24 protein-coding genes, 2 pseudogenes and 1 riboswitch are annotated in these 25,546 nt (G+C 64.3%); of the genes and pseudogenes, 15 read left to right on the top strand and 11 right to left on the bottom strand.

Features of this window, described 5'->3' with window-relative positions:
- Positions 1-308: 308 nt before the first annotated feature.
- A complete protein-coding gene (locus tag RUH64_RS05270) occupies positions 309-2,237 on the top strand; it encodes an AAA family ATPase (protein ID WP_313811871.1) in 1,929 nt (642 codons plus the stop codon).
- 154 nt (positions 2,238-2,391) lie between these two features.
- Entirely contained in the window at positions 2,392-4,068 is a 1,677-nt protein-coding gene (locus RUH64_RS05265; RefSeq protein ID WP_313811869.1) for a hypothetical protein, read from the top strand.
- Between the two features lie 11 nt (positions 4,069-4,079).
- Here RUH64_RS05265 and RUH64_RS05260 read toward each other — a convergent pair whose 3' ends face one another.
- The 3 genes from RUH64_RS05260 to RUH64_RS05250 are packed head-to-tail and all read right to left on the bottom strand — an operon-like array spanning position 4,080 to position 6,711.
- A complete protein-coding gene (locus tag RUH64_RS05260; protein ID WP_313811867.1) occupies positions 4,080-4,640 on the bottom strand; it encodes a flavin reductase family protein in 561 nt (186 codons plus the stop codon).
- On the bottom strand, positions 4,627-5,667 hold the full coding sequence (locus tag RUH64_RS05255) for a methionine synthase (protein WP_313811866.1): 1,041 nt from the start codon (positions 5,665-5,667) through the stop codon (positions 4,627-4,629). Before RUH64_RS05255 ends, RUH64_RS05260 begins: the two co-directional genes overlap by 14 nt.
- A gap of 51 nt (positions 5,668-5,718) precedes the next feature.
- Complete coding sequence (locus tag RUH64_RS05250; RefSeq protein WP_313811864.1) at positions 5,719-6,711, bottom strand: putative oxygenase MesX; 993 nt, start codon at positions 6,709-6,711, stop codon at positions 5,719-5,721.
- A gap of 118 nt (positions 6,712-6,829) precedes the next feature.
- Here RUH64_RS05250 and RUH64_RS05245 point away from each other — a divergent pair, with 118 nt between their 5' ends.
- The 4 genes from RUH64_RS05245 (at position 6,830) to RUH64_RS05230 (ending at position 12,358) form a co-directional block, all read left to right on the top strand.
- Positions 6,830-7,771 (top strand): LysR family transcriptional regulator, encoded by a 942-nt coding sequence (locus tag RUH64_RS05245; protein ID WP_313811863.1) that lies wholly within the window; start codon positions 6,830-6,832, stop codon positions 7,769-7,771.
- 201 nt (positions 7,772-7,972) lie between these two features.
- Positions 7,973-8,063: riboswitch (SAM riboswitch) on the top strand.
- A gap of 30 nt (positions 8,064-8,093) precedes the next feature.
- The gene (locus RUH64_RS05240; protein WP_313811862.1) at positions 8,094-9,500 is read left to right on the top strand and encodes an aminotransferase class I/II-fold pyridoxal phosphate-dependent enzyme; all 1,407 of its coding nucleotides are present in this window, start codon (positions 8,094-8,096) and stop codon (positions 9,498-9,500) included.
- Positions 9,497-10,681, top strand: coding sequence for a cystathionine gamma-synthase (locus tag RUH64_RS05235; protein ID WP_313811861.1), 1,185 nt, complete (start codon positions 9,497-9,499; stop codon positions 10,679-10,681). The genes RUH64_RS05240 and RUH64_RS05235 overlap by 4 nt, the downstream gene beginning before the upstream one ends.
- A 69-nt stretch (positions 10,682-10,750) precedes the next feature.
- Positions 10,751-12,358, top strand: coding sequence for an HNH endonuclease signature motif containing protein (locus RUH64_RS05230; RefSeq protein WP_313811859.1), 1,608 nt, complete (start codon positions 10,751-10,753; stop codon positions 12,356-12,358).
- Positions 12,359-12,434: 76 nt separating this feature from the next.
- Here RUH64_RS05230 and RUH64_RS05225 read toward each other — a convergent pair whose 3' ends face one another.
- From RUH64_RS05225 to RUH64_RS05215, 3 genes are read right to left on the bottom strand one after another with little or no spacing between them, the layout of a single operon-like run.
- Positions 12,435-12,953 (bottom strand): gamma carbonic anhydrase family protein, encoded by a 519-nt coding sequence (locus RUH64_RS05225; RefSeq protein WP_313811857.1) that lies wholly within the window; start codon positions 12,951-12,953, stop codon positions 12,435-12,437.
- A 52-nt stretch (positions 12,954-13,005) separates the two neighbouring features.
- Entirely contained in the window at positions 13,006-13,845 is an 840-nt protein-coding gene (gene purU, locus RUH64_RS05220) for a formyltetrahydrofolate deformylase (protein WP_313811856.1), read from the bottom strand.
- 50 nt (positions 13,846-13,895) lie between these two features.
- Complete coding sequence (locus RUH64_RS05215) at positions 13,896-14,936, bottom strand: FAD-dependent oxidoreductase (RefSeq protein ID WP_313811854.1); 1,041 nt, start codon at positions 14,934-14,936, stop codon at positions 13,896-13,898.
- Between the two features lie 166 nt (positions 14,937-15,102).
- Between RUH64_RS05215 and RUH64_RS05210 the strand changes: the two genes are divergently transcribed.
- On the top strand, positions 15,103-15,966 hold the full coding sequence (locus RUH64_RS05210) for a bifunctional methylenetetrahydrofolate dehydrogenase/methenyltetrahydrofolate cyclohydrolase (RefSeq protein WP_313811852.1): 864 nt from the start codon (positions 15,103-15,105) through the stop codon (positions 15,964-15,966).
- 65 nt (positions 15,967-16,031) lie between these two features.
- Here the strand turns inward: RUH64_RS05210 and RUH64_RS05205 are convergent, their stop codons facing one another.
- From RUH64_RS05205 to RUH64_RS05190, 4 genes are read right to left on the bottom strand one after another with little or no spacing between them, the layout of a single operon-like run.
- Positions 16,032-17,423: an MFS transporter gene (locus tag RUH64_RS05205; RefSeq protein WP_313811850.1), complete on the bottom strand. Its 1,392-nt coding sequence runs from the start codon at positions 17,421-17,423 to the stop codon at positions 16,032-16,034.
- 25 nt (positions 17,424-17,448) lie between these two features.
- The gene (locus RUH64_RS05200; protein WP_313811848.1) at positions 17,449-18,672 is read right to left on the bottom strand and encodes an FAD-dependent oxidoreductase; all 1,224 of its coding nucleotides are present in this window, start codon (positions 18,670-18,672) and stop codon (positions 17,449-17,451) included.
- A gap of 2 nt (positions 18,673-18,674) precedes the next feature.
- Positions 18,675-18,998, bottom strand: a complete 324-nt coding sequence (locus tag RUH64_RS05195) for a 2Fe-2S iron-sulfur cluster-binding protein (protein ID WP_313811846.1) — start codon at positions 18,996-18,998, stop codon at positions 18,675-18,677.
- Between the two features lie 21 nt (positions 18,999-19,019).
- Positions 19,020-20,276, bottom strand: a complete 1,257-nt coding sequence (locus tag RUH64_RS05190) for a cytochrome P450 (RefSeq protein WP_313811845.1) — start codon at positions 20,274-20,276, stop codon at positions 19,020-19,022.
- A gap of 112 nt (positions 20,277-20,388) precedes the next feature.
- Between RUH64_RS05190 and RUH64_RS05185 the strand changes: the two genes are divergently transcribed.
- The 5 genes from RUH64_RS05185 (at position 20,389) to RUH64_RS05165 (ending at position 23,943) form a co-directional block, all read left to right on the top strand.
- Positions 20,389-21,291, top strand: coding sequence for a LysR substrate-binding domain-containing protein (locus RUH64_RS05185; RefSeq protein WP_313811843.1), 903 nt, complete (start codon positions 20,389-20,391; stop codon positions 21,289-21,291).
- Positions 21,292-21,392: 101 nt separating this feature from the next.
- Positions 21,393-22,505 (top strand): histidine kinase, encoded by a 1,113-nt coding sequence (locus RUH64_RS05180; protein WP_313811842.1) that lies wholly within the window; start codon positions 21,393-21,395, stop codon positions 22,503-22,505.
- Positions 22,492-23,169, top strand: coding sequence for a response regulator transcription factor (locus tag RUH64_RS05175; protein ID WP_313811840.1), 678 nt, complete (start codon positions 22,492-22,494; stop codon positions 23,167-23,169). The genes RUH64_RS05180 and RUH64_RS05175 overlap by 14 nt, the downstream gene beginning before the upstream one ends.
- A gap of 104 nt (positions 23,170-23,273) precedes the next feature.
- On the top strand, positions 23,274-23,522 hold the full coding sequence (locus RUH64_RS05170) for an SHOCT domain-containing protein (RefSeq protein WP_313811838.1): 249 nt from the start codon (positions 23,274-23,276) through the stop codon (positions 23,520-23,522).
- Between the two features lie 64 nt (positions 23,523-23,586).
- A complete protein-coding gene (locus RUH64_RS05165) occupies positions 23,587-23,943 on the top strand; it encodes a VOC family protein (RefSeq protein WP_313811836.1) in 357 nt (118 codons plus the stop codon).
- A 15-nt stretch (positions 23,944-23,958) separates the two neighbouring features.
- Here the strand turns inward: RUH64_RS05165 and RUH64_RS05160 are convergent.
- Positions 23,959-24,045, bottom strand: a pseudogene (locus RUH64_RS05160) (LuxR C-terminal-related transcriptional regulator); the annotation flags it as partial.
- 131 nt (positions 24,046-24,176) lie between these two features.
- Between RUH64_RS05160 and RUH64_RS05155 the strand changes: the two are divergent.
- From RUH64_RS05155 to RUH64_RS05145, 3 genes and pseudogenes are all read left to right on the top strand, one after another.
- A complete protein-coding gene (locus tag RUH64_RS05155; RefSeq protein ID WP_313811835.1) occupies positions 24,177-24,674 on the top strand; it encodes a hypothetical protein in 498 nt (165 codons plus the stop codon).
- 68 nt (positions 24,675-24,742) lie between these two features.
- A complete protein-coding gene (locus RUH64_RS05150) occupies positions 24,743-25,159 on the top strand; it encodes an NUDIX domain-containing protein (protein WP_313811833.1) in 417 nt (138 codons plus the stop codon).
- Between the two features lie 205 nt (positions 25,160-25,364).
- Positions 25,365-25,546 (top strand): annotated as a pseudogene (locus tag RUH64_RS05145) (exodeoxyribonuclease III); the annotation flags it as partial.

Here is a 25,546-nt window from a genome sequence, read left to right as displayed (position 1 = left end):
AGCCGATCTGTTGCGCTACTTCGTTCAGAGTGAGTCCTGACTGGCGGAGAAGAATGGCTTGTTTCTTCTGACTGTCCGTCAGACCTGTTTCGTGCCAGGGCTTAGTTACCCTCCAGCAAGGTCTTGACTACTGGCTCAAGATCTGCTGAAACAAGAGCATCAAAGTCATTTCTTCCCCGTTAATCAACACACGCGAACTCCGCAACGCCTCTAAACTGGCTGATCTTGTAAATCGACATCATGGCCAATGCTGTCGGTCGTCGAAAGTACACTTATCGGATAATCCAATTTTCGCAGGAGGGTTCGCCATGAAATTGACATCGTTCCGGGTCCGTCGGTACAAGAATGTGTTGGACTCGACGGAGGTGTCGGTAGAGTCGGATGTCACGACGCTGGTCGGGATGAACGAATCTGGCAAGTCGACGATGTTGGACGCCCTCTATCGCCTTAACCCGGTCTACGACGATAAGTTCGTTGAGAGGGATGACTACCCGCGATGGCGCTGGAAGCGCGACGGACGGAAGGAGGACCTCTCTGTCGTGACTCCGATCGAGGCGACGTTCGAGCTCGACGAGGATGACCTTGAGGCCCTGCGCGACGCGCTGGGCAACGACGTCGTGACGGACACGAACGTCACCATCGGTCGCCGCTACAACGGCAAGCGCTGGCTCCGCGTGCCCGTCGACGAATTACGTTTCCTCCAGAACGCGCTCGATGGTCACCCGGAAGCGGACGAGCTCCTGGAGGGGCACACCACGGTCGCCTCGATCAAGGAGGCGCTCGCTGCGGAGCGGACGACTCCACGGGCTGCGGCCGACCCGGACGAAGAGGTGGACGAGAATCCTGAATGCGCGGCGGCTGCTGCTGCGGATACCGAGGCTCTGGCGAGGATCACTTCCCTGATCGGCGACAAGGAGGACTTGGGCGCGATCGCGAGGGGCATCGTCCTGAAAAGGATGCCGAAATTCTTTCGCTTCGCGTCCTACCAGAATCTCGATGGTCGGGTCGAGGTCTCGACGCTACGCACCCAAGAGGACGAGCAGCCTGGTGCCTCGTCGAAGCAAACTGCTCGCGCGCTCCTCCGATTGGCCGACACCGATATCGATTCGGTGACCGACGCGGAGTTCGAGTCGCGCACCGCGGAGCTCGAAGCGGTGTCCAGCGACCTCTCCCGGGAGATGTCCGAGTACTGGAGCACCAACCCCGAGTTGCGGATCAAGGTCGAGATCGAGCCGGAGACTGTCCAGGCCCCCAATGGCCAGAGCAGTGTCGTCCGCTACTTGAACTTCCGCGTCGAGGATCGCAAGCACGACTTCACCAACAACTTCTCGCTCCGGTCGTCCGGCTACCAGTGGTTCTTCTCCTTCCTTGCTGCCTTCAGCGAGTTCGAGGACCTCGACGACGTAGTGATCCTGCTCGACGAGCCGGCCCTGACACTCCATGCGAAAGCGCAGCGCGACTTCCTGCGCTTTATCAACAAGCGCCTCGCCCCGGTCGGTCAGGTTGTCTACACGACGCACTCGCCGTTCATGGTGGAGCAGATCGAGCGTGTTCGGGTTGTAGAAGACCGGGGTGATGACATCGGATCGGTCACATCCTCGGACGCCTTAGAAGTCGGTGAGGACAGCGCGTTCCCGCTCCAGGCCGCGCTCGGTTACGACCTATCGCAGAACTTGTTCATCGGGGAACGGAACCTGCTTGTCGAAGGCCCGTCGGATTTGGCCTACCTCGACGTGATCGGCCGCCACCTCCGCGACATAAGACGCGAAGGGCTGGACGAGCGCTGGCGGATCCTCCCCGCCGGAGGGGCATCAAACGTGCCTGCCTTCGTCGCTCTCCTAGGGCAGAAGGTGTCGGTCACAGTACTGCTCGATTCCGGGACCGAGGGCGGCGGGAAGGTGGAGGCCGCGATCAAGGCCAATAAGATCGCCGGCAAGCGGGTTGTGTTCGTCGGGGCTGTGCTCGAGCAGAAGCATAGTGACATCGAGGACCTATTCACCGTTGGTGACTATCTCGCGCTTTATAACGAGGCATTTGGAAAGAAGCACAAGGTCGGGGACCTTCCGGATCATCCAGATCGGCTCATCCTGCGTCTGGAAAAGCTGGACGGGAAATTTGACCACTGGCGACCTGCCGAGGTGCTGTTGCGCGACCCCTCGAAGGTTGAGAAACTCTCGCAGACGACGCTCAGCAACTTCGAGAGCCTTGCCAAAGTTATCAACGTGACGCACCCCTAATTGGCCGCTTTAAAGGTATTACCTGCGCGGCGCGAGCGCTGAACTCCGAGATTGCTCCGGGGCCAAATCTTATTCTTCAATCTAGAGATCAGGACACAAGCATCCTTACGCGATAACTAATCTATCCTTCCACAGACGAGAGGATTACTACCCCATGGAGACCGGGGATAAGCAACAGTTTCAACAAGCCGAAAACACTTTAGGGCGGTTTTTCCTTAGAGCACGACGCATTGCTGCACATTCATTGGCGGTAGATCACAGCGAACTCGAAGCGCTCGCAAATCCGAAGTTGTCCGGGACGCTCGGGAATGATGGATCAATCGAAATTCGACGACAGCTTCCAGACGAAGAGATTTTCGAGTCCTTAGCTTCAAGGCTCAGACCCTTGTTGCTGAAAACCGAATCGATCCATTACGCCAAAGTGCTAGAAGCAATCGAAACCGTCATAAAAAGGTGTGAACAAGCATCAACCTATTCGGATGCGCTTCTTGGAAAATATGCTTGCTTACGTAACGACTGGGGCCAATTTGACGAAGCAAAACCGATAGCTCTGCGATATTCAACCCAGATGGCAAAAAAAGACGGTAGCGATTCTACTCCTGAAGTCTCCGACAGTCAGTTAGCCTTAGCTTGGCTATACGGCGACCTTGTACACGTTGATGTCAGAGGGCAAAAGAAGTCTGGAACTCACTTACCCATCAAAGAACGTTTCTTAGGAGCAGTCTCCTACTTTTCGTCTGTTGCAATTTTGTGCGCTAGGACGATGGAGTTCGTCTCCGAACTGGCTGATCTCGGCGCCTTCGAGTTGTCCGAAGAAACTACCTCTACAGCCGTTGTTGTAGGAACTAATGAAATTGTTGAAACTGGAACAGCCTATTTCGCCCCAGTCGGAACCGAAATGCCGAAGATGAATGTGCTAGATCAGCAGTTCCCTGTCGGCTTCAAGCAGCTCACTGTCACTGAAATGCTGCGTACGGATGACCGGAATCAAGTTCAGCTCCAAATCGAATCCTCAGACGGATCACTAGTAGCAGAATATGAAGCGGCGGTTACTCACCGCGAATCGCAAGGTGAACGAATGGAATGGCATGTGCTTGTGGCGGGCTGCGTAGAGTACCGGTTCACTTGTCGAATCCAAGACAATGTCGCATCCGATCTGCAATTGGAAATTAAGGTTTTAACACTGACCACGAATAGGATGTTCTTGGATAAGTATCTGTTTGAGCGAGCTTGTAATCAAGGTAGCTTATTGCGATTCAGGGTTCTTGAAAGGGATTTTATCGCTCTTGAAATGGGCAATACGTCTGACCAAAATATCCAAGAACTGGATTTCAATATTGGGATCTTTCAAGATCTCATCACAATTGAAAATATTACGTCGGAACACCTGTCAGTACCTATTGATCCCGTCGCAATCCGAGAAGTAGTGGAACTCCGGCAGACTAGGCTGTTGTGGGAAGGGAACGTCGTCCCGCTCAGATGCGGTGCGCTAAAAATAACAATACGTGCGGGCGAAACCCCTCAGGCCGTCATTGCACCTGAAGGAACCCGAACAATTGGTGGCACTTCCTACCCCACTCCCCAATTTTTGGTAACGCACCCATTGATGAAGCCCACCACTGTGGAATCGATACCACACACCGACCCGCCTCAGAATTCTATTACAATGAGTATTCCCGTCGCAGAACCATTCATTGGCTGGGTACCTGAGAAGAAAAACATAGCCGGCGTTTCAGACCTTCAGAGGCCAGTTTCTTTGGATTTTCCACATCTCGATCTGACTTATCTGTTTGGAACGTGGAAAATCGAGGATGGAATATCGATCTCTTAGGACGGTTAATGCTACATGGCTATTCCATGATCAATGGCAGAGCGCTCGTCCAGATGGTGCCACATGCGGTTGTGATAGACCAGGGCGTCGCTTGGCTGGCCGGGCTGCACGTCGCGTTCGATGTGCGACTGCAGGGCACGGGCGATGAGCACCTTGGATTCTCCGGCCTGAATCCGCTCGACGATCTCGCAGCGCACCCACGCGCGTACGCCGTCATACACCGTTTCGCCGGTGCTCAGACGAGTCCATGTCTGGGCCTGGGCAAAGCGGTCGATGCCGCTTTTCGCGCCAAGCTTCGCCACGTCGATGTCCTGCACATCGAGAAAATGCACGACCACCGTCTCGGCGCGGGACAGGACCGGCGAGGCCGAGGACAGCGCCGAGACTGAAAAAATCAGCAGCGGGGGTTCGGCGCTCACCGAGGCGACCGAGGATGCGGTCAGGGCTACCGGGCCCTGACCTGCATCCGCCGTGATGACCGCGACGCCGCTGGGGTGACCGCGGAAAACCGCCTTGAAATCCTCCGAGGGCAGGGACTGCTCCACGTCGATCGCTGCCTTAGACGCTGGCACCGACGAGCTCCTCGCGCAGCACAGTGGCGCCGGCGCTCAGCGCGCTCAGCTTGGCCAGCGCAACGTCGCGGGGGAACGGGGCCATGCCGCAGTTGGTGCTCGGGATGAGCTTGTCCGCGTCCACGAATTCCAGCGCCTTGCGCAGGGTTTCTGCCACCTCTTCCGGGGTCTCCACGGTCTCATTGGCTACGTCGATGGCGCCGAGCATGACCCGCTTGCCGCGCACCATTTCAACTACCTCGATCGGCACGTTGGAGTGGTGGGATTCGAGCGAGATGGTGTCGATGCTCGAGCGCTGCAGCAGCGGGAAGGACTTCTCGTAGTGCCGCCACTGGGCGCCCAGGGTGGCCTTCCAATCGTTGTTGGCCTTGATGCCGTAGCCGAAGCAGATGTGTGCCACGGTTTCTGCCTTCAACCCTTCGCAGGCGCGTTCCAGTGCCGCCACGCCCCAGTCGGCCACCTCGTCGAAGAACACGTTGAACGCCGGCTCGTCGAACTGGATGACGTCCACGCCGGCCGCCTCCAACTCCTTGGCTTCCTGGTTCAGGATGGTGGCGAATTCCCAGGCCAGCTTTTCGCGGCTGCCGTAGTGCGCGTCGTGCAGGGTGTCCACCATGGTCATCGGGCCGGGCAGGGTCCACTTGATCTGGCGGTCGGTCAGCGTGCGCAGGAACTTCGCATCCTCAACGAATACCGGGGCCTTGCGCTGAACGGCGCCGACCACGCTGGGCACGCTGGCCTCGTAGCGGTCGCGGATCAGCACGGTCTGGCGGTTCTCAAAGTCGACGCCCGACAGGTGCTCGATGAAGGTGGTGACGAAGTGCTGGCGGGTCTGCTCGCCGTCGGAAATGATGTCGATGCCGCGGCGGGTCTGCTCCAGCACCGCGGCGCGCATGGCGTCCTGCTTGCCTTCGATCAGTTCGGCGCCTTCCAGCTTCCACGGGGACCAGAGTTTCTCTGGCTCGGAAAGCCATGATGGCTTGGGAAGGGAGCCGACGATGGAAGTCGGAAGAAGGTTGTTGCTCATGGGTGGATCCTTTAGGTGTTTTTGCGACTGAAGTCTTAGTCGACTGTGTCTTTAGGCGACGGGGGTTGGGTAGCCGGCGGCCCAGGCGTCAAGCAGCTCGCGGTTCGGGGTGATGAAGTGCTCTTCGGTGTAGCGGCCCTGGCTGGCGCCGAGGCGGGTGCGCTCTTCGCGGTCGTAGTCGATCAGCGTGCGGGAGAAGTCATGGGCGCTCAGGCTCGGCTGGTAGACGGCCGGAGCTGGGGAGTTCGCGTTGTAGACCTCTGGGCGGTAGATCTTCTGGAAGGTCTCCATGGTGGCGATGATGCTGGCCAGCTGCAGGTCGCTGTAGTCGTTCAGCAAATCGCCGCGGAAGTAGAAGGCCAGCGGGGCCACCGACCCGGCGGGCATGAAGTAGCGCACACGCAACCCCATCTTGCCGAAGTAGGCGTCGGTCAGCGAGTAGTCGTCCTGCTCGTATTCCAGGCCGAGGACCGGGTGGCTGTTGCCGGTGCGGTGGTAGGTCTTCGAGGTGGAGACGCTGATGCAGACCACCGGCAGCTGTTCGAAGCGCTGGCGGTAGGCCTCGGAGTCCAGGAAATGCTGGAACAGGCGCCCGTGCAGGTCTCCGAAATCCTCGGGTAGCGAGGGCTTGCCGGTGGCGTCTGCCGCGGCCGGAAGCACCACGCTGAAGTCGTAGTCGCGCACGTAGGAGGAGAAGTTGTTGCCCACGATGCCGTGGCTGCGGGTGCCGTTGTGGTGATCGAGAACGGTCGTGTCCAGCACCTCCAGCAGCGGGAATTCCGCCGGGCCCTCGGCGCTGTCGAAGTGCACATTGGCGGAGACGATCTCAAGCTCCAGCGAGTAGCGGTCGCCGCGCGGGTTGTCCCAGTGAGCCAGCGAGTTGAAGCGGCGGTTGATCATCGTCAGCGCATTGCGCAGGTTCTCCCGGCGGTTCTCGCCGCGCGCCAGATTGGCGAAGTTGGTCGTAATGCGCGAGCTCTTCGAGGGCGTGTAGTCCTCGTTGAATTCGGTTCCTGCAATGCTGAAGTCAAAGGTGTCTGCCATGGCGGCCTATCTGAACAGGGGCCTGGGCAGGCCGGGAAAAGTCGTTGCCACCATCATGCGGCCAATTCACGGATATCAGGTAACTCGGGCTAACTATGGATTGATATAGACTCAGCCTATGGTTCAGAAAGCGAATGGTTTGACGCTGCAGCAGCTGCGCTACTTCATCACCGTGGCTACCGAGGGCTCGATCTCCGCGGCCGCCGACCTGCTCTACGTGGCCCAGCCGAGCATGTCCGCGGCGATGAAGGAGCTCGAAGCCCGCGTCGGACTCACCCTGCTGGTGCGCTCGGCCAGGGGAGTGGCGCTGAGCACCGAGGGCGCCGAGTTCCTCGGCTATGCCAAGCAGGTGGTGGAGCAGATCGAACTGCTCGAACAGCGCTACCTCGACCGGCCGCCCTCGCGTCGCCTGCTGGGCATCTCCACCCAGCACTACTCCTTCTCGGTGGATGCCTTCGTGAGGATGGTGCAGGCCAGCGGCGCCGAAGAATACGAGTTCTCCCTGCGCGAGACCCGCACCGAGGAGATCATCGAGGACGTGCGCACCCTGCGCAGCGAAATCGGCATCCTCTACCGCAACGACTTCAACAAAAAGGTTATCGACAAGCTGCTGCGCGAATCCCGGCTGGTCTTCCATCCGCTGTTCCTGGCCGACCCGCACATCTTCATTTCGCGCAGCAACCCGCTGGCCTCCCGGGAGCGGGCCACGCTTGCGGATCTTGAAGACCTGCCGCGGCTGACCTTCGACCAGGGTACGCACAGCTCCTTCTACTTCGCCGAGGAAATCCTCTCCACCCTCTCCAGCAAACGCGAGATCCGGGTTTCGGACCGCGCCACCATCTTCAACCTGATGATCGGCCTGGGCGGCTACACCATCTCCACCGGCATCATCAGCGACGAGCTCGACCCCTCGATCGTCGCGATCCCGCTGGATGTGGACGAGCGCATCGAGATCGGCTGGATCGACCACACCGCCATCCCGCTGACCGAACAGGCGCGGCGTTATTTGGATGAGGTGCGCTCGGTGGTCACCGGTTTCGGGGTGCCGCTGCTGGGCTGACGCACGCTGGCGCGTCATATTCCTGCGTCATATCCCTTCAAATCCGCGGATTATCGCGCGCAGCGCGCGTCATAAAGCGCCCCGCGCCGGCGCCGAATATGACGAAAACGGGAAATATTACGGGCTGCGGCCCCGTGTGAAGCGCCGCCGGGCTCTGCGCTTGCACCGCCGGGCGGTCATGGCGAACCATGGAATTACCAAAAACCATCAAGAGCGACCGAGAGATCTGGCTCGTCGACGTCGCAGCAACCATCGGGAAACCGAAAGGTGCTAATGCCAGGAACGATGGAGCAGCTCCGAGCGCGTCTTTAGACTCTGCGCTGTGCCTCGTACCTTGAAGGCCGGCGAACGGTCTTCGGTGCGCGGCACCGTGTTCGGTGCACTCTCTCGTGCGAAAGACTACGAGAAGGAGCCAGCCATGGTGCAGCCCAACACCCAGCCGTCGACGACGGGAATCCACGCCGGATACACCCCCAGCGGTGACTACCGCCCGCTGACCGTCCCGCTGTATTCCTCCGCGGCCTTCGAATTCTCCTCCCACGCCGAGGCGGTAGAAAAGTTCGCGCTGCGCCAGTCCGGCTTCACCTACTCCCGCACCGGCAACCCCACGGTCTCCGTGCTCGAACAGCGCGCCGCAGCCCTGGAAGGCGGGGCAAACGCCGTAGCCACCGCCACCGGCCAGGCCGCCGTGGCGCTCTCCCTGCTGGCCCTGACCCAGGGCCCCAAGCACATCATCGCCTCCAACCAGCTCTACGGCGGCACCGTGGACCTGCTCACCGACTCCTTCAACGACTTCGGCATCCGCATCACCTTCGTGGACCCGGACCTGCCGGCCGCCTGGGAAGCAGCCATCGAGGAAGACACCCGCGCGTTCTTCCTGGAGTCGGTCACCAACCCGCTCTCCACCCTGCCGGACCTGCCGGCGCTGGCCGAGGTGGCGCACCGCCACAACATCCCGGTGGTCGTGGACAACACCCTGGCCACCCCGGCGAACTTCAAGCCGCTGACCTTCGGCGCCGACATCGTCGTGCACTCGGCCACCAAAGCGCTGGCCGGACACGGCCAGGTGCTCGGCGGCGTGGTGATCGACGCCGGCACCTTCGACTTCTCCGATGAGGCCCGCTGGCCGCAGATCGCCCGCGCCCGCGCCCGCTACGCCGGCACCTCGCTGCTGGCCCGCTACGGCTCCGGCGCCTACTCCATGCTGGTGCGCTCCAAGTTCTTGCACGATTTGGGCCCGACCCTCCCGGCGGCCAGCGCGCACAGCATCCTCACCGGCATCGAGACCCTCTCGGTGCGCACCGCCGCCGCCGCGTCCACCCTGCTGCTGCTGGCCAACTTCCTCGAAGCCCACCCGCTGGTCGCCGCGGTGCACCACCCTTCGCGCGCCGGCCACCAGCATCACGAGCGCGCAGCCAAGTTCTTCCCGCGCGGCACCGGCAGCGTTCTGGCGGTCGAACTGCACGACGCGGCGCTGGTTCCGGCCTTCATCGACAACCTGAAGATCATCGCCCTGGCGGCGAATATCGGCGACACCCGCACCATGATCGCCCACCCGGCGACGATGACCCACTGTCGCCTGACCCCCGAACAGCTGGCCGACGCCGGGCTGAACGCGGGAGTGCTGCGCATCTCCGTCGGACTGGAAGACCCGGCCGACCTGATCCGCGACCTCGACCGCGCCCTGGCAGTAGCAGCCTCCACCGAAAAGGAAGTGAGCTTCGCATGAGCGGCTTCAACACCCTGGCAGTCCACGCAGGACAGGAAAAAGACCCGCACACCGGCGCGGTGATCCCGCCGATCTACCAGACCAGCACGTTCATCCAGGACGGCATCAACGTGCTGCGCTCCGGGCACGAATACTCCCGCGGCTCCAACCCGACCCGCAACGGCTTTGAAGAACAGCTCGCCGCCCTGGAAGGCGGGGCCGCCGGCTACTCCTTCGCCTCCGGCATCGCCGCCGAGGACGCACTGCTGCGCGCCGTGCTGGCCCCGGGCGACCACATCATTTTGGGCGCCGACGGCTACGGCGGCACCAACCGGCTGATCTCCCAGCTGCACAGCAAGTGGGGGATCACCTCCTCCGCGGTGGACATCACCAACCTGGACGCGGTGCGCACCGCGCTGCGCCCGAACACCGCACTGCTCTGGCTCGAAACCCCGTCCAATCCGCTGCTGGGCATCGCCGATCTGGCAGGCTGGGCGGCCATCGCCCGTGAGGCAGGCGCCCTGCTGGTCGTGGACAACACCTTCGCCACCCCCTACCTGCAGCGCCCGCTGGACTTCGGCGCCCACGCGGTGGTGCACTCCACCACCAAGTACATCGGTGGGCACTCCGACGTGCTCGGCGGCGCGGTGATCGTGGCCGACCACGAACACCGCGGCCAGTCGCTGGCGCAGGCGGTGGCCTTCCAGCAGTTCGCCGGGGGAGCGGTCTCCGGCCCGCAGGACTCCTACCTGGCGGCCCGCGGACTGAAGACCCTGGGGCTGCGCATGGCCCGGCACTGCGCCAGCGCCAACACCATCGCCCACTGGCTCGACGAGCACCAGGACATCACCCGCGTCTACTATCCCGGACTGGCCTCGCACCCGGGCCACGAACTGGCAGCCAGCCAGCAGCGCGACTTCGGCGGCATCGTCTCCCTGCAGTTGGCCGACGAGGCGGCCGCCCGCGCCTTCGCCGAATCCATGCACTACTTCCAGCTCTCGGTGTCCCTGGGCGGCGTGGAATCGCTGGTCTGCTACCCGCGCGAAATGACCCATGCCTCGCTGATCGGCACCCCGCTGGAAATCCCCGGCAACCTGGTGCGCCTCTCGGTGGGCATCGAAGAGGTCGAGGACCTGCTGGGCGACCTGGAGCGCGGCCTGGCCGCCGCCCGCCGGGCATCCTCGGCACTCTCCGTCGTGTAATCGGTCGTGTAATCCACAGTCCGCAGCCGGCTGCCCCGCACCTTTTAGGGTGCGGGGCATGCTGGGTTTATGGACACACCAATCCACCAGCTGGCCCACGCGGCGCAGCTGGTCACCACCGCCGCCGCGGCCCTGGCCGAGGGTCCGCTTGCCGCGGGCCACGCCGCCTATGCCGCGTGGCTGGTGGAGGAACTGTCCATGGCGCTGACCCGCGCCCAGCTCTACGCGGCCGACGCCATCCGCCGCACCGGCGCGCACAAACTCGACCAGGCCTCGCTGCAGGCTATTGCCGAAGCCGGCCTCACACCCACCGATGCCGACCTCGCCGCGACCGCGGGCCACACCAGCACCGGGCGCACCCACTACAAAAAGTCCCTTGACCTGCTGGCCGACTGGATGAACATCCCGCTGTCCACCGCCCGCGGGCGGCTGGCCCAGGTGGACAACCTCATCGCCCAGGTGAACGAGGCAGGCGAACGCACCGCACCGCGCTTGACCGAGCTGGCCACGGAATTCACCACCGCCGACGACCCGCGCCTGGTGCTCACCGCGGCCCGCAAGATCCAGTCCGTGCGCAAGGACATCGACGACGCCACCTGCACCGCCCTGCAGCGCGAATGCATCGGCTTCATGGCAGAACCCGCCACCGCCCGCAAGCACATCAACGACGCGGTCGACCAGGCGGTCGCCACCGAGCGTCCCAGCGATGCGCTGCTGAGCGAAATCGGCATCTACAAGCGCGGGGTGCGCCGCGGCCTATGCGAATACCTGGTCAAAATGCTTCCCTCGCAGGCCCCGCTCATGGAATCCCTGCGCGAGGCCATGGACAACCCCAAAACCATGGCCGGCAACCGCGACCTACTATGTGAACAGGCAGCAGGCCTCTTCGCCGAGCAGCCCCCACAGTGGGACGACGAGAACACCATGCCCGACTGGGCCCGTGGATCCGCTCCGCCTCCCGCGGACCCGGGACCTCCCGGCATCCCACCGGAACCGCCGCCTGACGCGCAGCTTCCGCTGGAAGAACTGCGCCCGGAACTACGGCATCTACTCGGGCTGCTGGCGCTGCTCAGATCCTCCGGCCCGCCGGAATCATTGAGCAGATCCACCAATGATCAGATCGGCATCCTGATCGACTACGACAAAATGCTGGCTTCCGGCCGCGACTTCGCGGTCACCACCAAGGGGATTCCGCTCACCGCAGGAGAAGCCAGAGCAGCGGTCTGCAACGCGAGTCTCTACCCGCTGGTCCTTGGCGGGAAGAGCAAGATCCTGGACCTCGGGCGCGCTCAACGCCTGTTTTCCAAGGCACAGGTCCGTGCCCTGCGCGCGGTCTTCCGCGGCTGCGGCTACCCGGGATGCACCATGCCGGCCAGCCGCTGCGAGGCGGACCACCTGGATAAGTGGGAACGCGGCGGAAAAACGGATATCGACCGCGCCGGCCTGTGGTGCGAGGTGCACCATATCGCCAGGCACTGCGGGCTGTTCCACGCGGTCATCGTGCCGAATTCTCGGCCCCTGGTGCTGCTTCCGCGCGAGCTGAACCCCTCGCAGAAGCTGCAGGTCAACACGTACTTCATGACCCCGTCCGAGGCACGGGAAGCGCAGGAGCAGGCGGCGATGGCAACCAGAGCATGGCGCGACGGGACCGTGGAAGTCGAGATCATCGACCCTTAGACAACAGTTAAACAGCTACGAGGGTCGGCAAGAGCCGGCCCTCGTAGAAGCTGGTGTTTCGCGATTGCGATCTCGGTTAAGAATTGGCGACCAGATGCTTAGCTGCCAGCGACAGGTAGGTGTCGGCATTCTTCTTCAGGCCGGCGACCTCTTCTTCGGTCAGTTCGCGGCGCACCTTGGCCGGAACACCGGCGACCAGTGAACGCGGCGGCACCTGCGTACCCTCCAGCACCAACGCGCCAGCGGCGACCAGCGACTGTTCGCCGATCACCGCGCCGTTCATCACCGTGGCGCTCATCCCGATCAGACTGCCGTCGCCGATGGTCGCGCCGTGCACCACTGCGGTATGGCCCACCGAAACGCCAGCACCCAGGGTGCAGGGGAAGCCGGTATCTGCATGCAATACGACGTTGTCCTGCAGGTTGGTGCCCTCGCCCACGCGGATCGGCGCGGAGTCGCCGCGCACGGAGACTCCGTAGAAGGCGCTGGAGCGGTCCGCCAGCTCAACGTCGCCGCTCAGGGTAGCGGTGGGTGCAAGAAATACGTCCTGGCCGACCTTCGGGGTCGCGCCGTCAATCGTGATGATGTGGCTCATGCCACCTACTGTAGTAGGCGTCGGCGCCTACTACAGCAATCTGCGCAGGATGCTACGAGAAGACGACGGTGCGCTGCCCGTCGAGCATCACCCGGTGTTCTGCATGCCACTGCACCGCGCGGGTCAGCGTCCGCCCCTCCACACTGCGGCCCAGCTGAACCAGCTGGTCGGCGCTGCGTGTGTGGTTCACGCTGGTCACTTCCTGGTCGATGATCGGGCCCTCGTCCAGGTCGGCGGTGACATAGTGCGCGGTGGCGCCGATCAGCTTGACCCCGCGGGCATAGGCCTGGTGATAGGGCTTGGCGCCCTTGAAGGAGGGCAGGAAGGAGTGGTGGATGTTGATGACGCGGCCCTCCATGCGCTCGCACAGCGAGTCGGAGAGGATCTGCATGTAGCGGGCGAGCACCACCAGTTCGATGTCGTACTTCTGGGCCAACCCCAGCAGCTCCGCCTCGGCCTGGGACTTGTTCGCCGCGGTGACCGGCAGGTGCACAAAATCCACGCCGTAGAACTCGGCCATGGGCTTGAGCGTGAGGTGGTTGGAGACGATGACCGGCACCTCGATGGGCAGCGTACCGGAGCGCTGGGCGAAGAGCAGGTCGTTGAGCGCATGGCCGGCGGTGGAGCACATGATCATGGTGCGGGTGCGCGCGGCGGCGTCGGAGACCCGCAGGTCCATGTGGAAGTCGTCGCGGATCGGAGCCAGCGCGGCGCGCACCTGCTCCAGCGAGGCGGTGGTGGAGACCTCGATGCGCATGAAGAAGGTGCCGGATTCCGGGGAACGGAATTGCTGGGACTCGACGATGTTGCAACCGGCGCCCAGCAGCCCGCCGGAAATTGTATGCACGATGCCGGGGCGGTCAAGACAGGACAGGGCGACGATGTAATTCATGGACTTTAACCTAGCGCCCCGGCCGCTCCTGCGCCCAATTGCGTGAAGTACTACACGGGTACCGCGGTCAGGAACTTGGCGGCCGCCGCCGCGGCCCTGCGTCCGGCGCGGGTGGCTCCCAAGGTCGACGCGGACGCGCCGTAGCCGACGAAGAACATGCCCGGCAGTTCCAGCGCGCTCACGCCGTCGTCGGCCACCATAATCCCGCCGGCGGGGGTGTGCAGCTTCAGCGAACGCAGGTGGCGGTGGGCATGGCGGAAGCCGGTGGCCCAGAGGATCGCGTCGATCCGCTCGCGGCTGCCGTCGGTGAACACCACCGCGTCGGATTCCAGACGGGAAATCGCGCCGCGGGATACCAGCGCCCCGGAAGCGATTCCGGCCCGCATGGCGGGGGTGAGCAGTAGCCCGGTGGTGCCGACCACCGACTTGGGAGGAAGCCCCGCCCGGGTGCGCTCGTTGACCTGGCGTTCGACCTCCTGGCCCCACTCGGTGCCGGAGGGCACCTCGCGCCAGTCAGGTGCGTTGCGCGTGGACCACAGGGTGTCAACGCCCGCGGCACGCAGGGCGAGGATGAACTGGGTGGCGCTGGCGCCCGCCCCGACCACCAACACCCGCTGCCCGGCAAATTGCTCCACGGACCTGAAACCGTTGGTGTGCACCTGTGGCCCGTCGAAGCGCCCCGGGTAGGAGGGCCAGAAGGGGTTGGTCCAGGTGCCTGTCGCGTTGATCAGGGTGGCGGAGGTGAATTCCTCGCCGCCTGCATGCACCGTGAAGACGCCGTCCTCATGCGTGACGCGCTCGACGTTGATGCCGTGGCGCACGGGAAGCTGAAAGCGGCGCTCGTACTCGCCGTAATATTCGGCCACCACCGCAGAGGCAGGGCGGGTGGAGTCCTGCTCGGTCAGCGGGAAATCGGGCAACGGGTGGATATGGTGCGCGGCTCCCAGGGTGAGCGAGTCCCAGCGGTTCTGCCAGGCGCCGCCCGGGCCCGGGTTCGCGTCGAGCACGATGAAATCCACACCCCGGCGCTGTAGATGGTAGGCGGCGGACAGGCCTGCCTGGCCGGCCCCGATCACGATGCTTTCATACATGTCAGCTAGAACACCGCCGCGACCCAAGTCATTCCCGCCGCAAACCGGTAGAATTAACCGCGTGACTGGCGTTGGGTGGGTAACCACCGGGGAGCTAATTGTGCGTGCCGCGCGCCTGGGTCCGCACACCATCCGCCCATAACCGGGCGTCGACGGAAGGATACGCGTGAGCGCACGCATTCTCGACGGCAAGGCCACCGCGGCCGCCATCAAGCAGGAGCTAACCGAACGAGTCGCCGCATTGAAGGCCGCCGGGCACCGCACCGGCCTGGGCACCATTCTGGTGGGCGACGATCCCGGGTCGGCCTGGTATGTGGCGGGCAAGCACCGCGACTGCGCCCAGGTGGGCATCGAATCCATCCGCGTGGACCTGCCGGAGGAAACCACCCAAGAAGAACTGCTCGCCAAGGTGCGTGAGCTCAACGAGAACCCCGACTGCACCGGCTACATCATCCAACTGCCGCTGCCCAAGCACATCGACCAGGACGTGGTCCTGGAGGCCATGGATCCTGCCAAGGACGCCGACGGCCTGCACCCGATGAACCTGGGCCGCCTGGTGGCCAACGTGAACCGCCCGATGACCTCGCCGTTGCCCTGCACCCCGCTGGGCTGTGTTGAGCTGCTGGCCCGCCACGACATCGACCTGGCCGGCAAGCATGTACTGGTGGTCGGCCGCGGCGTGACCATCGGCCGCCCGGTCGGACTGCTGCTCACCCGCCGCGACGTGAATGCCACGGTCACCCTGGCTCACACCGGCACCACCAACCTTGACGAGCTGCTGGCGCAGGCCGACGTGGTCATCGCCGCCGCCGGCTCCGCCCACATGATCAAGACCGCCAAGCCCGGCGCAATCCTGCTGGACGTGGGCGTCTCCCGCGTGGACGGCAAGGTCACCGGAGACATCGACCCGGCGCTGTATGAAACCGCCAGCTGGGTCTCGCCGAACCCGGGCGGCGTGGGCCCGATGACCCGCGCGATGCTGCTGAACAACGTCGTGGAAACCGCCGAGCGCAAAGCTGGCCTGCGCTAGTAAAACGCTAAATAAACAAGTCAACGGCCAGCATTTCGCTGGCGGTTGACTGCGTTAAGCCGAAGTTAAAGCGCTTCCTGCTTCACCTGCCGGGAGGCGCTGCGATGATCGAAGACCAGCGCCCCGACCTCCTGTTCGGCCTGGTTGCCGATGGACAGGTCGATGCCGCTGCGGTCGCGGATCAGCGACACCGCCGCCAGGGATACAGCGGTCAGCACGGCCAGATACCAGGCCACCGCGGTGGTGCCGCCGGTGGCCTGAACCAGCGCGGTGGCGATCATCGGGGCGAAGGCGCCGCCCAGGATCGCGCCGAAGGCGTAGGAGATCGACACCCCGGAGAAGCGCACCGAGGCAGGGAACAACTCGGAGTACAGCGCTGCCTGCGGACCGTAGGAGAACCCCAGCCCCACGGAGAACAGCGCGAAGGCGAGGTAGAGCAGCGGCAGGCTCGCCGTGTTGACCAGCCAGAACAACGGGAAGACGCAGATCAGCTGGCTGATGAACCCGATCTGATAGGTGCGCTTGCGCCCGATGCGGTCGGAGACCACGCCGGAAAGCAGCGTGAAGATGAACCACATGACGGCGCCGAAAGACACCGCCAGCAGCACCTGGGTCCTGTCGAACCCTACAGGGCCCTGAGGATCGGTCATGTAGGCCTGCAGGAACCCGCCGGTGGTCATATATCCGGCCGCATTATTGCCGGCGAAGACCAGGGCGGCGATGAGCACCAGCAGCCAGTGCTTCTTGAATAGCACCAGGATCGGGACGCGGGTTTGGGCCTTCTTCTGCGCGATCTCCTCGAAGACCGGAGATTCGTCGACCGAACGTCGGATGAAATAGCCGACAACGATCAGCACGAAGCTCACCAGGAACGGCACACGCCAGCCCCAGGCGACGAATTCTTCGCCGGGGGAGATCACGCCGGTCATCAGCGCCATCATCGCCGAGGCAAGCAGCATTCCCAGCGGGACGCCGAGCTGCGGGTAGGCCCCGGCCCGCCCGCGGCGCTGCGTCGGCGCATGCTCCACGGCCATCAGCACCGCACCGCCCCATTCACCGCCGGCGGAGATGCCCTGGGTAATGCGCAGCAGCAGCAACATGATCGGTGCGATGATTCCAGCGGTGTCGTAGGTCGGCAGGACGCCGATCAGGGTGGTGGAGGCACCCATGAGCGTCAAGGTGAGCACCAGCATGGCGCGGCGGCCGATCTTGTCGCCGAAATGCCCGGCGAGGAAGGCGCCCAGCGGGCGGAACAAGAAGGAGATGCCGACGCTGGCGAAGGAGAGCAGCAGCCCGATCTGTGAACCTGCAGGCTCGAAGAACAAGTGGGCGAAGACCAGCCCCGCCGCGGTGGCGTAGATGAAGAAGTCGTACCATTCGATGGTGGTGCCGATGATGGTGGCGAAGGCGATGCGCCGCTGGCTGGCGGTGCGGCCTTCTGGAATTGCGGTACTCACGGTGTTACCTCGGGTTCTGTGGGAGTCATACGGGGATCGGGGCGTTGCGCAGGAGGTCTTTGAGTGAGGCCGAAGCCTGCACCATGGCGGCGGTGACGGGTGCGCCGGAGGCCAACAGCTTGCGGGCCGCGATGTGGTCGGCCGGCTTGTTGACCGATTCCACGGCCACCAGCAGGCCCTCGCGGAACAGCGCAACGGAGAATTTGCCGCTGTCCGGGGCACCGAGCAGCACCGGCTCGTCCTCCGGCGCCGACAGCCCCGCAATCTGCAAACGGTGTGCCCCCTGAATGCTCCAGAACCAGGGCAGCTCGGCGTAGGCCTGCGGCGTCCCGGTCAAGGTGTGCGCCAGGGTTCGGGCCTGGTCGTTGGCGTTCTGCACCGATTCGAGCCGAACCCGCTGCGGGCTCGTCGCCAGCGGGAAGTTGGCGCAGTCGCCGATGGCGAAGATCCGCGGGTCGCAGGTCTGCAGCCTTTCATCGACCAGGATCCCGTTCTCGCAGGCCAGACCGGCGTCCTCGGCGAGCTCGCTATTGGGCTGCACGCCGATCCCGTAGACCACCAGGTCCGCCCGGTAGCTTCTTGCATCCGAGTCGACCTCAAGGCCACCCTCGCTGCGGCGGATGCGCCGTACGCCCTCATTGCAGCGTAGATCGATGCCGTTGGCTCGGTGCGCCTGCAGGAACCAGGAGGACAGTGGTGCGGAGGCGGCCCGGCCCAGTGGACGCTCGGCGTATTCAAGCACCGTGACCTCCAGCCCGCGCTCTCGGGCCGCCGCGGCGAATTCAAGACCGATAAATCCGGCGCCGATGACTACCACCCTGCGTGCAGCATCGAGTTCCCGCCGCAGCGACAGCGCATCTTCAAGGGCCCGCAGCGGGTGCACCCCCGGGAGCTCGCCGCCCTCGCAGGGAAGCGGCCGGTTGCGGGCGCCGGTGGCGAAGACCAGCCGGTCATAGGCCAGGACCGTGCCGTCGCTGAGCCCGACGGTACGGGCGTCGCGGTCCACGGATACCGCTCGACCCCCCGATGCCAGGACGATGTCGCGTTCCGCATAAAAGTCCGAGGGGCGCAGCGCCAGCGGTTCTGTGCCGGCGCCTGCCAAGTCCTTGGACAGCGGCGGGCGCTGGTAGGGGAGCGCAGATTCCTGCGATACCAGGGTGAGCGGCCCGCGATGGCCCGCTTCGCGTAGCGACGCCGCCAGCTGCACGCCGGCGTGACCGGCCCCGAGAATGACAACCCGATCATCCATGGCTACACCTGATCGCTGGGGACGTTCACGCGCAGCCGCTGCAGGGCCCCGCCGAGCTTGACCTGGCAGCCCAGCCGGCTGAATTCGGTGCGTTCGGCGGCGGCGCAGTCGAGCATCTCGTCTTCGTCTTCGGCGACGCTTGGCAGGTCGGACGCCGCCTGCGGATCAACGTAGACGTGGCAGGTGGCGCACATGGCCTGGCCGCCGCATTCTCCGATGATGCCGGCAACGCCGTGGGAGACGGCGGCGCGCATGACGTTGCTGCCCTCGTCGACCTCGACCTCGGTCACCGCCCCATCGGGCTGTTCAAAAATGATGGTAGGCATAACAAGCTCCTTCAATAGTGGTTAGTTGTCCCAGACGACTGGCATTTTGGTCATGCCGCGGAACACCCAGCCTGCGTCGGTGCTGGGGGACTGCGGATCGAGTTTGAGGTGTGGAAGGCAGCGGAAGAGCTCGGGCAGGGCAATCTGGGCGACCTGGGCCCGGGCAATCCAGGTGCCTGCGCAGAAGTGCACGCCGCCGCCGAAGGCCAGGTGCGGCTTCTTTTCCCTGAAGATGTTGAACTCCTCCGGGTCGGAGAAGACTTGAGGGTCGCGGTTTGCCGCGCCGAGCACCACGCCGAGCCGCGCCCCCGCAGGCAAACGCACTCCTTCCAACACCAGTTCCTGTGTGGTCTCGCGCGGGTACATGCCGATGGGTGCCACCCAGCGCACCGATTCCTCAAAAGCCCTGGCGAACAGGCTGGGGTCTCGCAGGACCGCGTCGCGCTGCGCTGGGTTGGACAGCAACGCCCACACGGTCGTGGCCAGGACGTCGCGCGGTTCGTTCAGTCCGCCGCCGATGGTCATTTTCAGGTTCGCGCGGATGGCCTCCAGGGGGATCGGCATCGAGGCCAGGTTGGAGAGCAGCGAATAATCGGGGTGGGCAGCTAGATAGGGGATCATCTCGTCGATGGCGGCATCGACTTCCGCGGAGGAGGCCTCGGCTCGGGCCCAGACCTCCGGGTCGTCCGCGTAGTTGCCGGTGCCGTCAATCAGGGTCTGGCTCCAGCGCTGCAGGTCCTGTTGGGTTGAATTATGGAATCCACAAATCAAGCGCAGGTTCTCGGCGGTATAGGGGGCCGCGTAGTCCCAGACGAAATCCGCACCGGGTCCCCGCGCAATTAACTGGTCCAGATACTTCCGGTGATTGGCTGCGAAGATTTCGTTCCAGTGCTTCTTGATGGTTGCCGGCCGCAGGGTTGCTCCGTAGGAATCCCTATCCACCTGGTGCTCCGGGTTGTCTTTGCGCAGCATGGAATGGCCCATGGACCGTTTCATCAACGAATTGCGCTCATCGGCGGAGAATCTTGCCTCGTCCTGCTCGATCTCGTGGCAGGCGCTGTAGGAGGTCACCATGTAGCGATTGACGTCCGGCACCCAATGCACCGGGGATTCCTCGCGCATGCGCTGGTAGATGGGGAAGGGATTCTCGTAGAGGTCCTTGATTTTCACCCAGTCGGCGGTCGGCGCTTCACGAACCGGTAGCGTCGACGGTGAGCTTACGGCGGATGGCACCGCTAACGCCCCGGTGAACGGGCAGGTAGTGGGTGTTTGGCTCATGGTGGGGTGCCTCCTGGCTCGTTGTTCTGACCTGCTTCCCAGTGTGATGTGCGGCATATCCGCAGGTAAAATGGTTATATTCGATGAATATCAATGGTTTTAGCGAGGTTTGATGCCGCAGTTCACCCTCAGGCAGCTTGAATGCCTCGCCACCGTGGGACAGGAGGGCTCCATCGCGGCCGCCGCCGCGGCCCTGAACCTGTCGGCCTCCGCGATCACCGGTGCGTTGAACGAACTGGAACGCGTCCTGAATACCCAGCTGACCATTCGCCGCAAGGCGCATGGCGTGAGTTTGACCCCTTCGGGAAGATACGTGCTCCAGGAGGCTCAGGGAATCCTGCAGGCATCCCAAGATCTGCAGCAGATGGCACATGCCGCAGGAACCCTGCTGGCGGGACGGGTACGCGTGGGCTGCTACTCGTCGCTGGCGCCCACGGTGCTCCCAGAGCTCCTCGCGGCCTACAGTTCCCGATACAGCCAGGTGGAAGTGGACTTCTTTGCCGGAACTCAGCAGGAGATCTTCCAGCGGCTCGCCAATGGAACCCTCGACCTGGCCTTCGTCTATGACTTCGGGCTGCCCGAAGACGTCGAACGCACCACCCTCTATATGACCGAACCAAATGTCCTGCTTCCACCGGATCACCCGCTGGCGCGATCGGCCAAGGTCTCGCTGGCGCAGCTGGCCGAGGAGCCGATGATCCTGCTCGATGTGCCCCCGAGCCGGGAGCACACCGAGGCGCTCTTCGAGGCCGCCGGGGTGAGCCCCTGGATCCGTTACCGCACCGCGGACTTCGAGGTGACCCGCTCGATGGTTGCCCGGGGGCTGGGCTACGCGGTGCTGGTGCAGCGTCCCGCGGCAGATGTGTCCTACGAAGGACTTGAACTGGCGGTCAGGTCGATCCACCCGGTCACCCGACGGGTGCGCATCACCGTGGTCCGCGCGCAGTCGGTCCGTCCTTCCAAGGCGGCGGCCGCGATGTTCGACCTAGCCCTGGAACTGCACCCCCGGCGCTGAAGACCGCGCGCTCGCCGGGGCGCCAGCGTACTCCACCGGGAGTAGGGCCGATGCGCCGTGCGCCGGATGCCTGAGCCACGGGGCGGGAGTATCCTCGCACTATGAGCACCCGACGCGCCCCGCTGGTGATCCTGCCCGTGGCCATCGCCGTGATTCAGCTGGTGGGCACGCACTTCGCCGCCGCCCGCATGGGCGCAGCGCTGCCGCCAGCGGCGGTGCTGCTGCTTCTGGCCGGCCCGGCGGTGCTCCTGCTGCGCCGCTATCCGGGCGTCATGGCGGTGCTCGGCGCCGCGGTGGCGCTGGGCTACCTGGCCCTCGGCTTCCCCTTCGGACCCTTCCTGCTCAGCTTCGCCGCGGCCCTCGTGCTGGCGGTGGCCGCAGGGGCGCGCTGGTGGGCCTGGGGTGCGGCTGCTGGCTTTGGCGCCGTCGGCTGGCTGCTCTCAGCCCAGCACCCACGGAGCAGTCCGTTGCTGTTGGCCTGGCTGGTCGTCGTGCTGCTGGCGGGCGAGCTGGCCCGGGCAGGTCGGGAGCGCGGCGCCGAGCGGCGGCGGGCCGCAGAAGCACGCCGCCGGCATCAGGCCGACGAACAGCGGCTGGTGCTGGCCCGGGATATCCACGACGTCGTCGCCCACTCACTGTCGATGATCAACGTGCAGGCCTCGGTGGCCCTGCACCTTGCAGCCAAAGACCCCGACGTGGACAAGCTGACCGAGGCGCTGGGCAACATCAAGACCAGTTCCGCACAGTCCCTGGCGGAGGTGCGCGAGGTGCTGTCGGTGCTGCGCCAGGACGCCCCGCGGCTGCCGGGCCAGCGCCTTGCACAGCTGCCGGACCTGGTGGCCCGCGTCGCCTCCGCGCAGCTGGCGGTCCACTACACGCCGCCGGCCATCCCCGGGTGGGTCGACGAACCGGTGCAGACCGCGGTCTACCGCATCGTGCAGGAGGCGCTGACGAACATCGTGCGGCATGCCTCGGCCACGCGGGTGGAGATCAGCCTGCAGTTCGACGAGCGGCAGGCGCTGGTGCGGGTGTGCGACGACGGCGTCGGCCTCGGCGCCGCGGATGAGGGCAACGGCCTGCGCGGCATGCGCGAGCGGGTGCAGCAGCTGGGCGGCAGCGTGCAGATCGGCCCCGGCGCGCCGGGCGGTGGAACCGGGCCCGGCACCACCATCACCGCCAGCATTCCGAACAGGGGGAATAATGAAACCCATTGACGTGCTGATCGTCGACGACCAATCGCTGATCCGCGCAGGGTTCAGCGCGCTGCTGTCCGCGGAAGAGGACATGCGGGTCATCGGCACGGCGGCCAGCGGCACCGAAGCCGTGGCGTTGGCGCGCAGGGACAAGCCGCAGATCGTGCTGATGGACATCCGCATGCCCGACGGCGACGGCATCAGCGCGGCGGCGCAGATCACCGGGGAACTGGAGACCCGGGTGATCATGCTGACCACCTTCGAACTCGACGAATACATCCTCGACTCGATCAGGGCCGGGGCCAGCGGATTCTTGGTCAAGGACACCGAGCCTGCTGCGTTGATCGACGCGGTGCGCGTGGTGGCCGGCGGAGACTCGCTGCTCTCCCCGTCGGTGACCCGCAAGCTGCTGTCCCAAATCGCCGCCACCCCGAAGCGCGAACGACCCGATGATCGAATGCTCAAGGAGCTGACGGTGCGCGAACGGGAGGTGCTGGCGCAGATCGGCGCCGGGAAAACCAACGCGGAGATCGCCGCGGCCCTGTACATCACCCCGCTGACAGCCAAGACCCATGTCTCGCGCATCATCGGGAAGCTGGCGGTGCGCGACCGCACCTCGCTGGTGGTCCTCGCCTACGAATCCGGGCTGATCACCCCGGGAGCACAGGGGGAGGCCGGCAGGTAGCCGGAGGGAGTACACGGGGATGCGAAAGTGTCTTCCCGGGGCCGATGCGCACAGGGCCTGCGGCGCGGGAGGGTTAAAGCCCACACGAACCAAGGAGGAATGACATGTTCGCACTGAACCTGATGAACGCACTGCCGGACTACGGGTGGCACGGCCCCGGATGGTTCATCATCATCCCCATTTTCTGGATGCTGCTGATCATTTTCTGTATCGCAGGGTTCGCCCGCCGCCGCAGGTGGACGAACCAGAGCCTCGGCGCCGAAGGCGTGCTGCGTGAACGCTATGCCCGCGGCGAGATCGACGAGGGCGAGTACCGCCAGCGGCTTGAGGTACTGCGCACCAAGATGAAATAGGCGTTGGCTGTAAGCCCCTACCCAAGCACGATGCCCTGCCGCATAATGGGCCCAAGGAGGCATCATGATTGGCACATGGCAGGCAGTAGTGATCGACTGTGAGGACCCGGATGCGCTGGCGGGGTTCTACGAGCAGCTGCTGGGAATGATCCGCATCGACAATGAACCCGACTGGGTGAGCATCGGCGACGCCGCCGACCGGCCGGCGGTCGCCTTCCAAGCGGTCAGCCCCTATGTGGCCCCAGAATGGCCGGGGCACATCCACCCGCAGCAGATGCACCTGGATGTGAAGGTCAAGGACCTGGATCTGGGCGAGGAACAGGTGCTCGCCCTGGGCGCCACCGCCACCGGCGAGGGGACCGCCACCTTCCGCGTCTACCTTGACCCGCAGCAGCACCCGTTCTGCTTGGTCAGCTGGTAGGCGCCGGGTAGCAACGCCGAGCTTGGAGAGCACCGCCGAAACATGGGTTTTGACGGTGCTCTCTCCGATGCCCAGGCGCTCGGCCAGCTGAGGGTTGTTCAGCCCGTCGCCAATCGCGCGCCTGCATTAATGGGCTGGATCTGGGGGAGCTGCTGCCTGCGGTGTTCCAGCTGTGGGCGAAAGGACACCGCCGCGATTGGCTTGCCGTCGGGGATGATGCGAGAATTAACGCTATGGAACCTCTAGGCAGCAACGCGACGCAGGGCAGGAAAGTCACCCTCAACGCATCGACCCTGGCCATGGCGGTCATGGTCATCATCCTTCTGGTGGCAGTGATCTTCGCCGCCAACTCCAATGCGATCGTCGGCTGGTTCGTCGTCGTCATCTCCGCAGGCTGGTTGCTGCTGGCAGCGATCATGATCTTCGGCCTGAAGCGGGGCGCCGAAAAGATCAACAATTCGCTACGCGAGGCAAGTGCCGCAGCCACACCGCGGGCTCAATCCGGCTCCGTCGTCGTCGACGAGGCGACCAGCCAGCGCGATATGAAGCTTGACCACTCGTTCAAGATCGTTCAGGTGCAGGCCCGTGTGATCTCCGAGCAGCGCGAGGCCAAGGGGCCCGACTCCGAGGAGATGATCGACCGCGCGCTGGAGACCATCCAAATGACGGCCGCCAACGCCCGCGACATGATCAAGCCGGCCACGCCGATCGACGGCGAAATCATCGACTAGGTTTTTACATTTCAGGGCGGCTGCGGCCGCCCTGAAGTCTTTAAGCCCCGAAATCTATAGGGAGTCTCATGATCGCGGTAGCCTATGTGGTTTTCCAGCGCGGGGACCGAGTCCTACTGCAGCAGCGCGCGGGCACCGGTTTTCTCGACGGGTACTGGGCCACCGGGGCCGCGGGGCACGTCGAGGCGGGGGAGTCGGTGCACCAGGCCGCCTGCCGTGAAGCATTTGAAGAGCTCGGCGTCGAACTGCAGCCCGGGGACCTCGCCTCGCTTACGGTGCTGCACCGGGCGCCGGACCGCGTCGACTTCTTCTTCCGGTGCACCTCATGGTCCGGTCAGCCGAGGCTGATGGAGCCTGACAAGGCGGCGGCGTTGCGCTGGTTCCCGGTGGACGAACTGCCCACGCCCATGGTTCCGCATGAGCTGTATGTTTTTCAGCGGCTGGACGGGGACCTGCCCGGCGTGATTTCGCTGGGGGACTTCTGAGCCGCGCAGCTGTAGTAGGCGTTTTTGACGCCTACTACTAGCGCACGGTGTTTGACCGCGCAAGGGGCGGCGCGTGAATTGTGCCGATTCCACCGCCTGCGGCCCTCATCGGGCGGGAACGCCGTTGTCTTGTCGTAAAGTACCGTGTTTCTGCCCGGCGCGAGCATTTGAGCGCGTAATCAGCGCCCGAATTTTGTAAGGTGGAATGGTGATACCAACCAGCGTGGAAATTCTGAGCAAGAACGCCGGCGCCCTGCGCGTCGCCTCGGTCAACGTCAACGGCATTCGCGCCGCCTACCGCAAGGACATGGCGCAGTGGGTTGAGGCCCGCGACGTCGACATCCTGTGCCTGCAGGAGGTGCGCGCACCGGACAAGGTGCTGCGCGA

The sequence above is a fragment of the Glutamicibacter sp. genome, from assembly GCF_032154645.1.
In the GTDB taxonomy this organism is placed as follows: Bacteria; Actinomycetota; Actinomycetes; order Actinomycetales; family Micrococcaceae; genus Glutamicibacter.
This window is presented reverse-complemented; position numbering and strand designations above follow the sequence as displayed.

Coding starts and splice junctions, on each gene's coding strand:
- RUH64_RS05270 (WP_313811871.1), top strand. CDS start 309: ATGAAATTGACATCGTTCCGGGTCCGTCGGTACAAGAATGTGTTGGAC.
- RUH64_RS05170 (WP_313811838.1), top strand. CDS start 23,274: ATGTTCGCACTGAACCTGATGAACGCACTGCCGGACTACGGGTGGCAC.
- RUH64_RS05245 (WP_313811863.1), top strand. CDS start 6,830: ATGGTTCAGAAAGCGAATGGTTTGACGCTGCAGCAGCTGCGCTACTTC.
- RUH64_RS05255 (WP_313811866.1), bottom strand. CDS start 5,667: ATGAGCAACAACCTTCTTCCGACTTCCATCGTCGGCTCCCTTCCCAAG.
- RUH64_RS05185 (WP_313811843.1), top strand. CDS start 20,389: ATGCCGCAGTTCACCCTCAGGCAGCTTGAATGCCTCGCCACCGTGGGA.
- RUH64_RS05150 (WP_313811833.1), top strand. CDS start 24,743: ATGATCGCGGTAGCCTATGTGGTTTTCCAGCGCGGGGACCGAGTCCTA.
- RUH64_RS05155 (WP_313811835.1), top strand. CDS start 24,177: ATGGAACCTCTAGGCAGCAACGCGACGCAGGGCAGGAAAGTCACCCTC.
- RUH64_RS05175 (WP_313811840.1), top strand. CDS start 22,492: ATGAAACCCATTGACGTGCTGATCGTCGACGACCAATCGCTGATCCGC.
- RUH64_RS05195 (WP_313811846.1), bottom strand. CDS start 18,998: ATGCCTACCATCATTTTTGAACAGCCCGATGGGGCGGTGACCGAGGTC.
- RUH64_RS05180 (WP_313811842.1), top strand. CDS start 21,393: ATGAGCACCCGACGCGCCCCGCTGGTGATCCTGCCCGTGGCCATCGCC.
- RUH64_RS05250 (WP_313811864.1), bottom strand. CDS start 6,711: ATGGCAGACACCTTTGACTTCAGCATTGCAGGAACCGAATTCAACGAG.
- RUH64_RS05165 (WP_313811836.1), top strand. CDS start 23,587: ATGATTGGCACATGGCAGGCAGTAGTGATCGACTGTGAGGACCCGGAT.
- purU (WP_313811856.1), bottom strand. CDS start 13,845: ATGAATTACATCGTCGCCCTGTCCTGTCTTGACCGCCCCGGCATCGTG.
- RUH64_RS05190 (WP_313811845.1), bottom strand. CDS start 20,276: ATGAGCCAAACACCCACTACCTGCCCGTTCACCGGGGCGTTAGCGGTG.
- RUH64_RS05200 (WP_313811848.1), bottom strand. CDS start 18,672: ATGGATGATCGGGTTGTCATTCTCGGGGCCGGTCACGCCGGCGTGCAG.
- RUH64_RS05235 (WP_313811861.1), top strand. CDS start 9,497: ATGAGCGGCTTCAACACCCTGGCAGTCCACGCAGGACAGGAAAAAGAC.
- RUH64_RS05265 (WP_313811869.1), top strand. CDS start 2,392: ATGGAGACCGGGGATAAGCAACAGTTTCAACAAGCCGAAAACACTTTA.
- RUH64_RS05225 (WP_313811857.1), bottom strand. CDS start 12,953: ATGAGCCACATCATCACGATTGACGGCGCGACCCCGAAGGTCGGCCAG.
- RUH64_RS05215 (WP_313811854.1), bottom strand. CDS start 14,936: ATGTATGAAAGCATCGTGATCGGGGCCGGCCAGGCAGGCCTGTCCGCC.
- RUH64_RS05230 (WP_313811859.1), top strand. CDS start 10,751: ATGGACACACCAATCCACCAGCTGGCCCACGCGGCGCAGCTGGTCACC.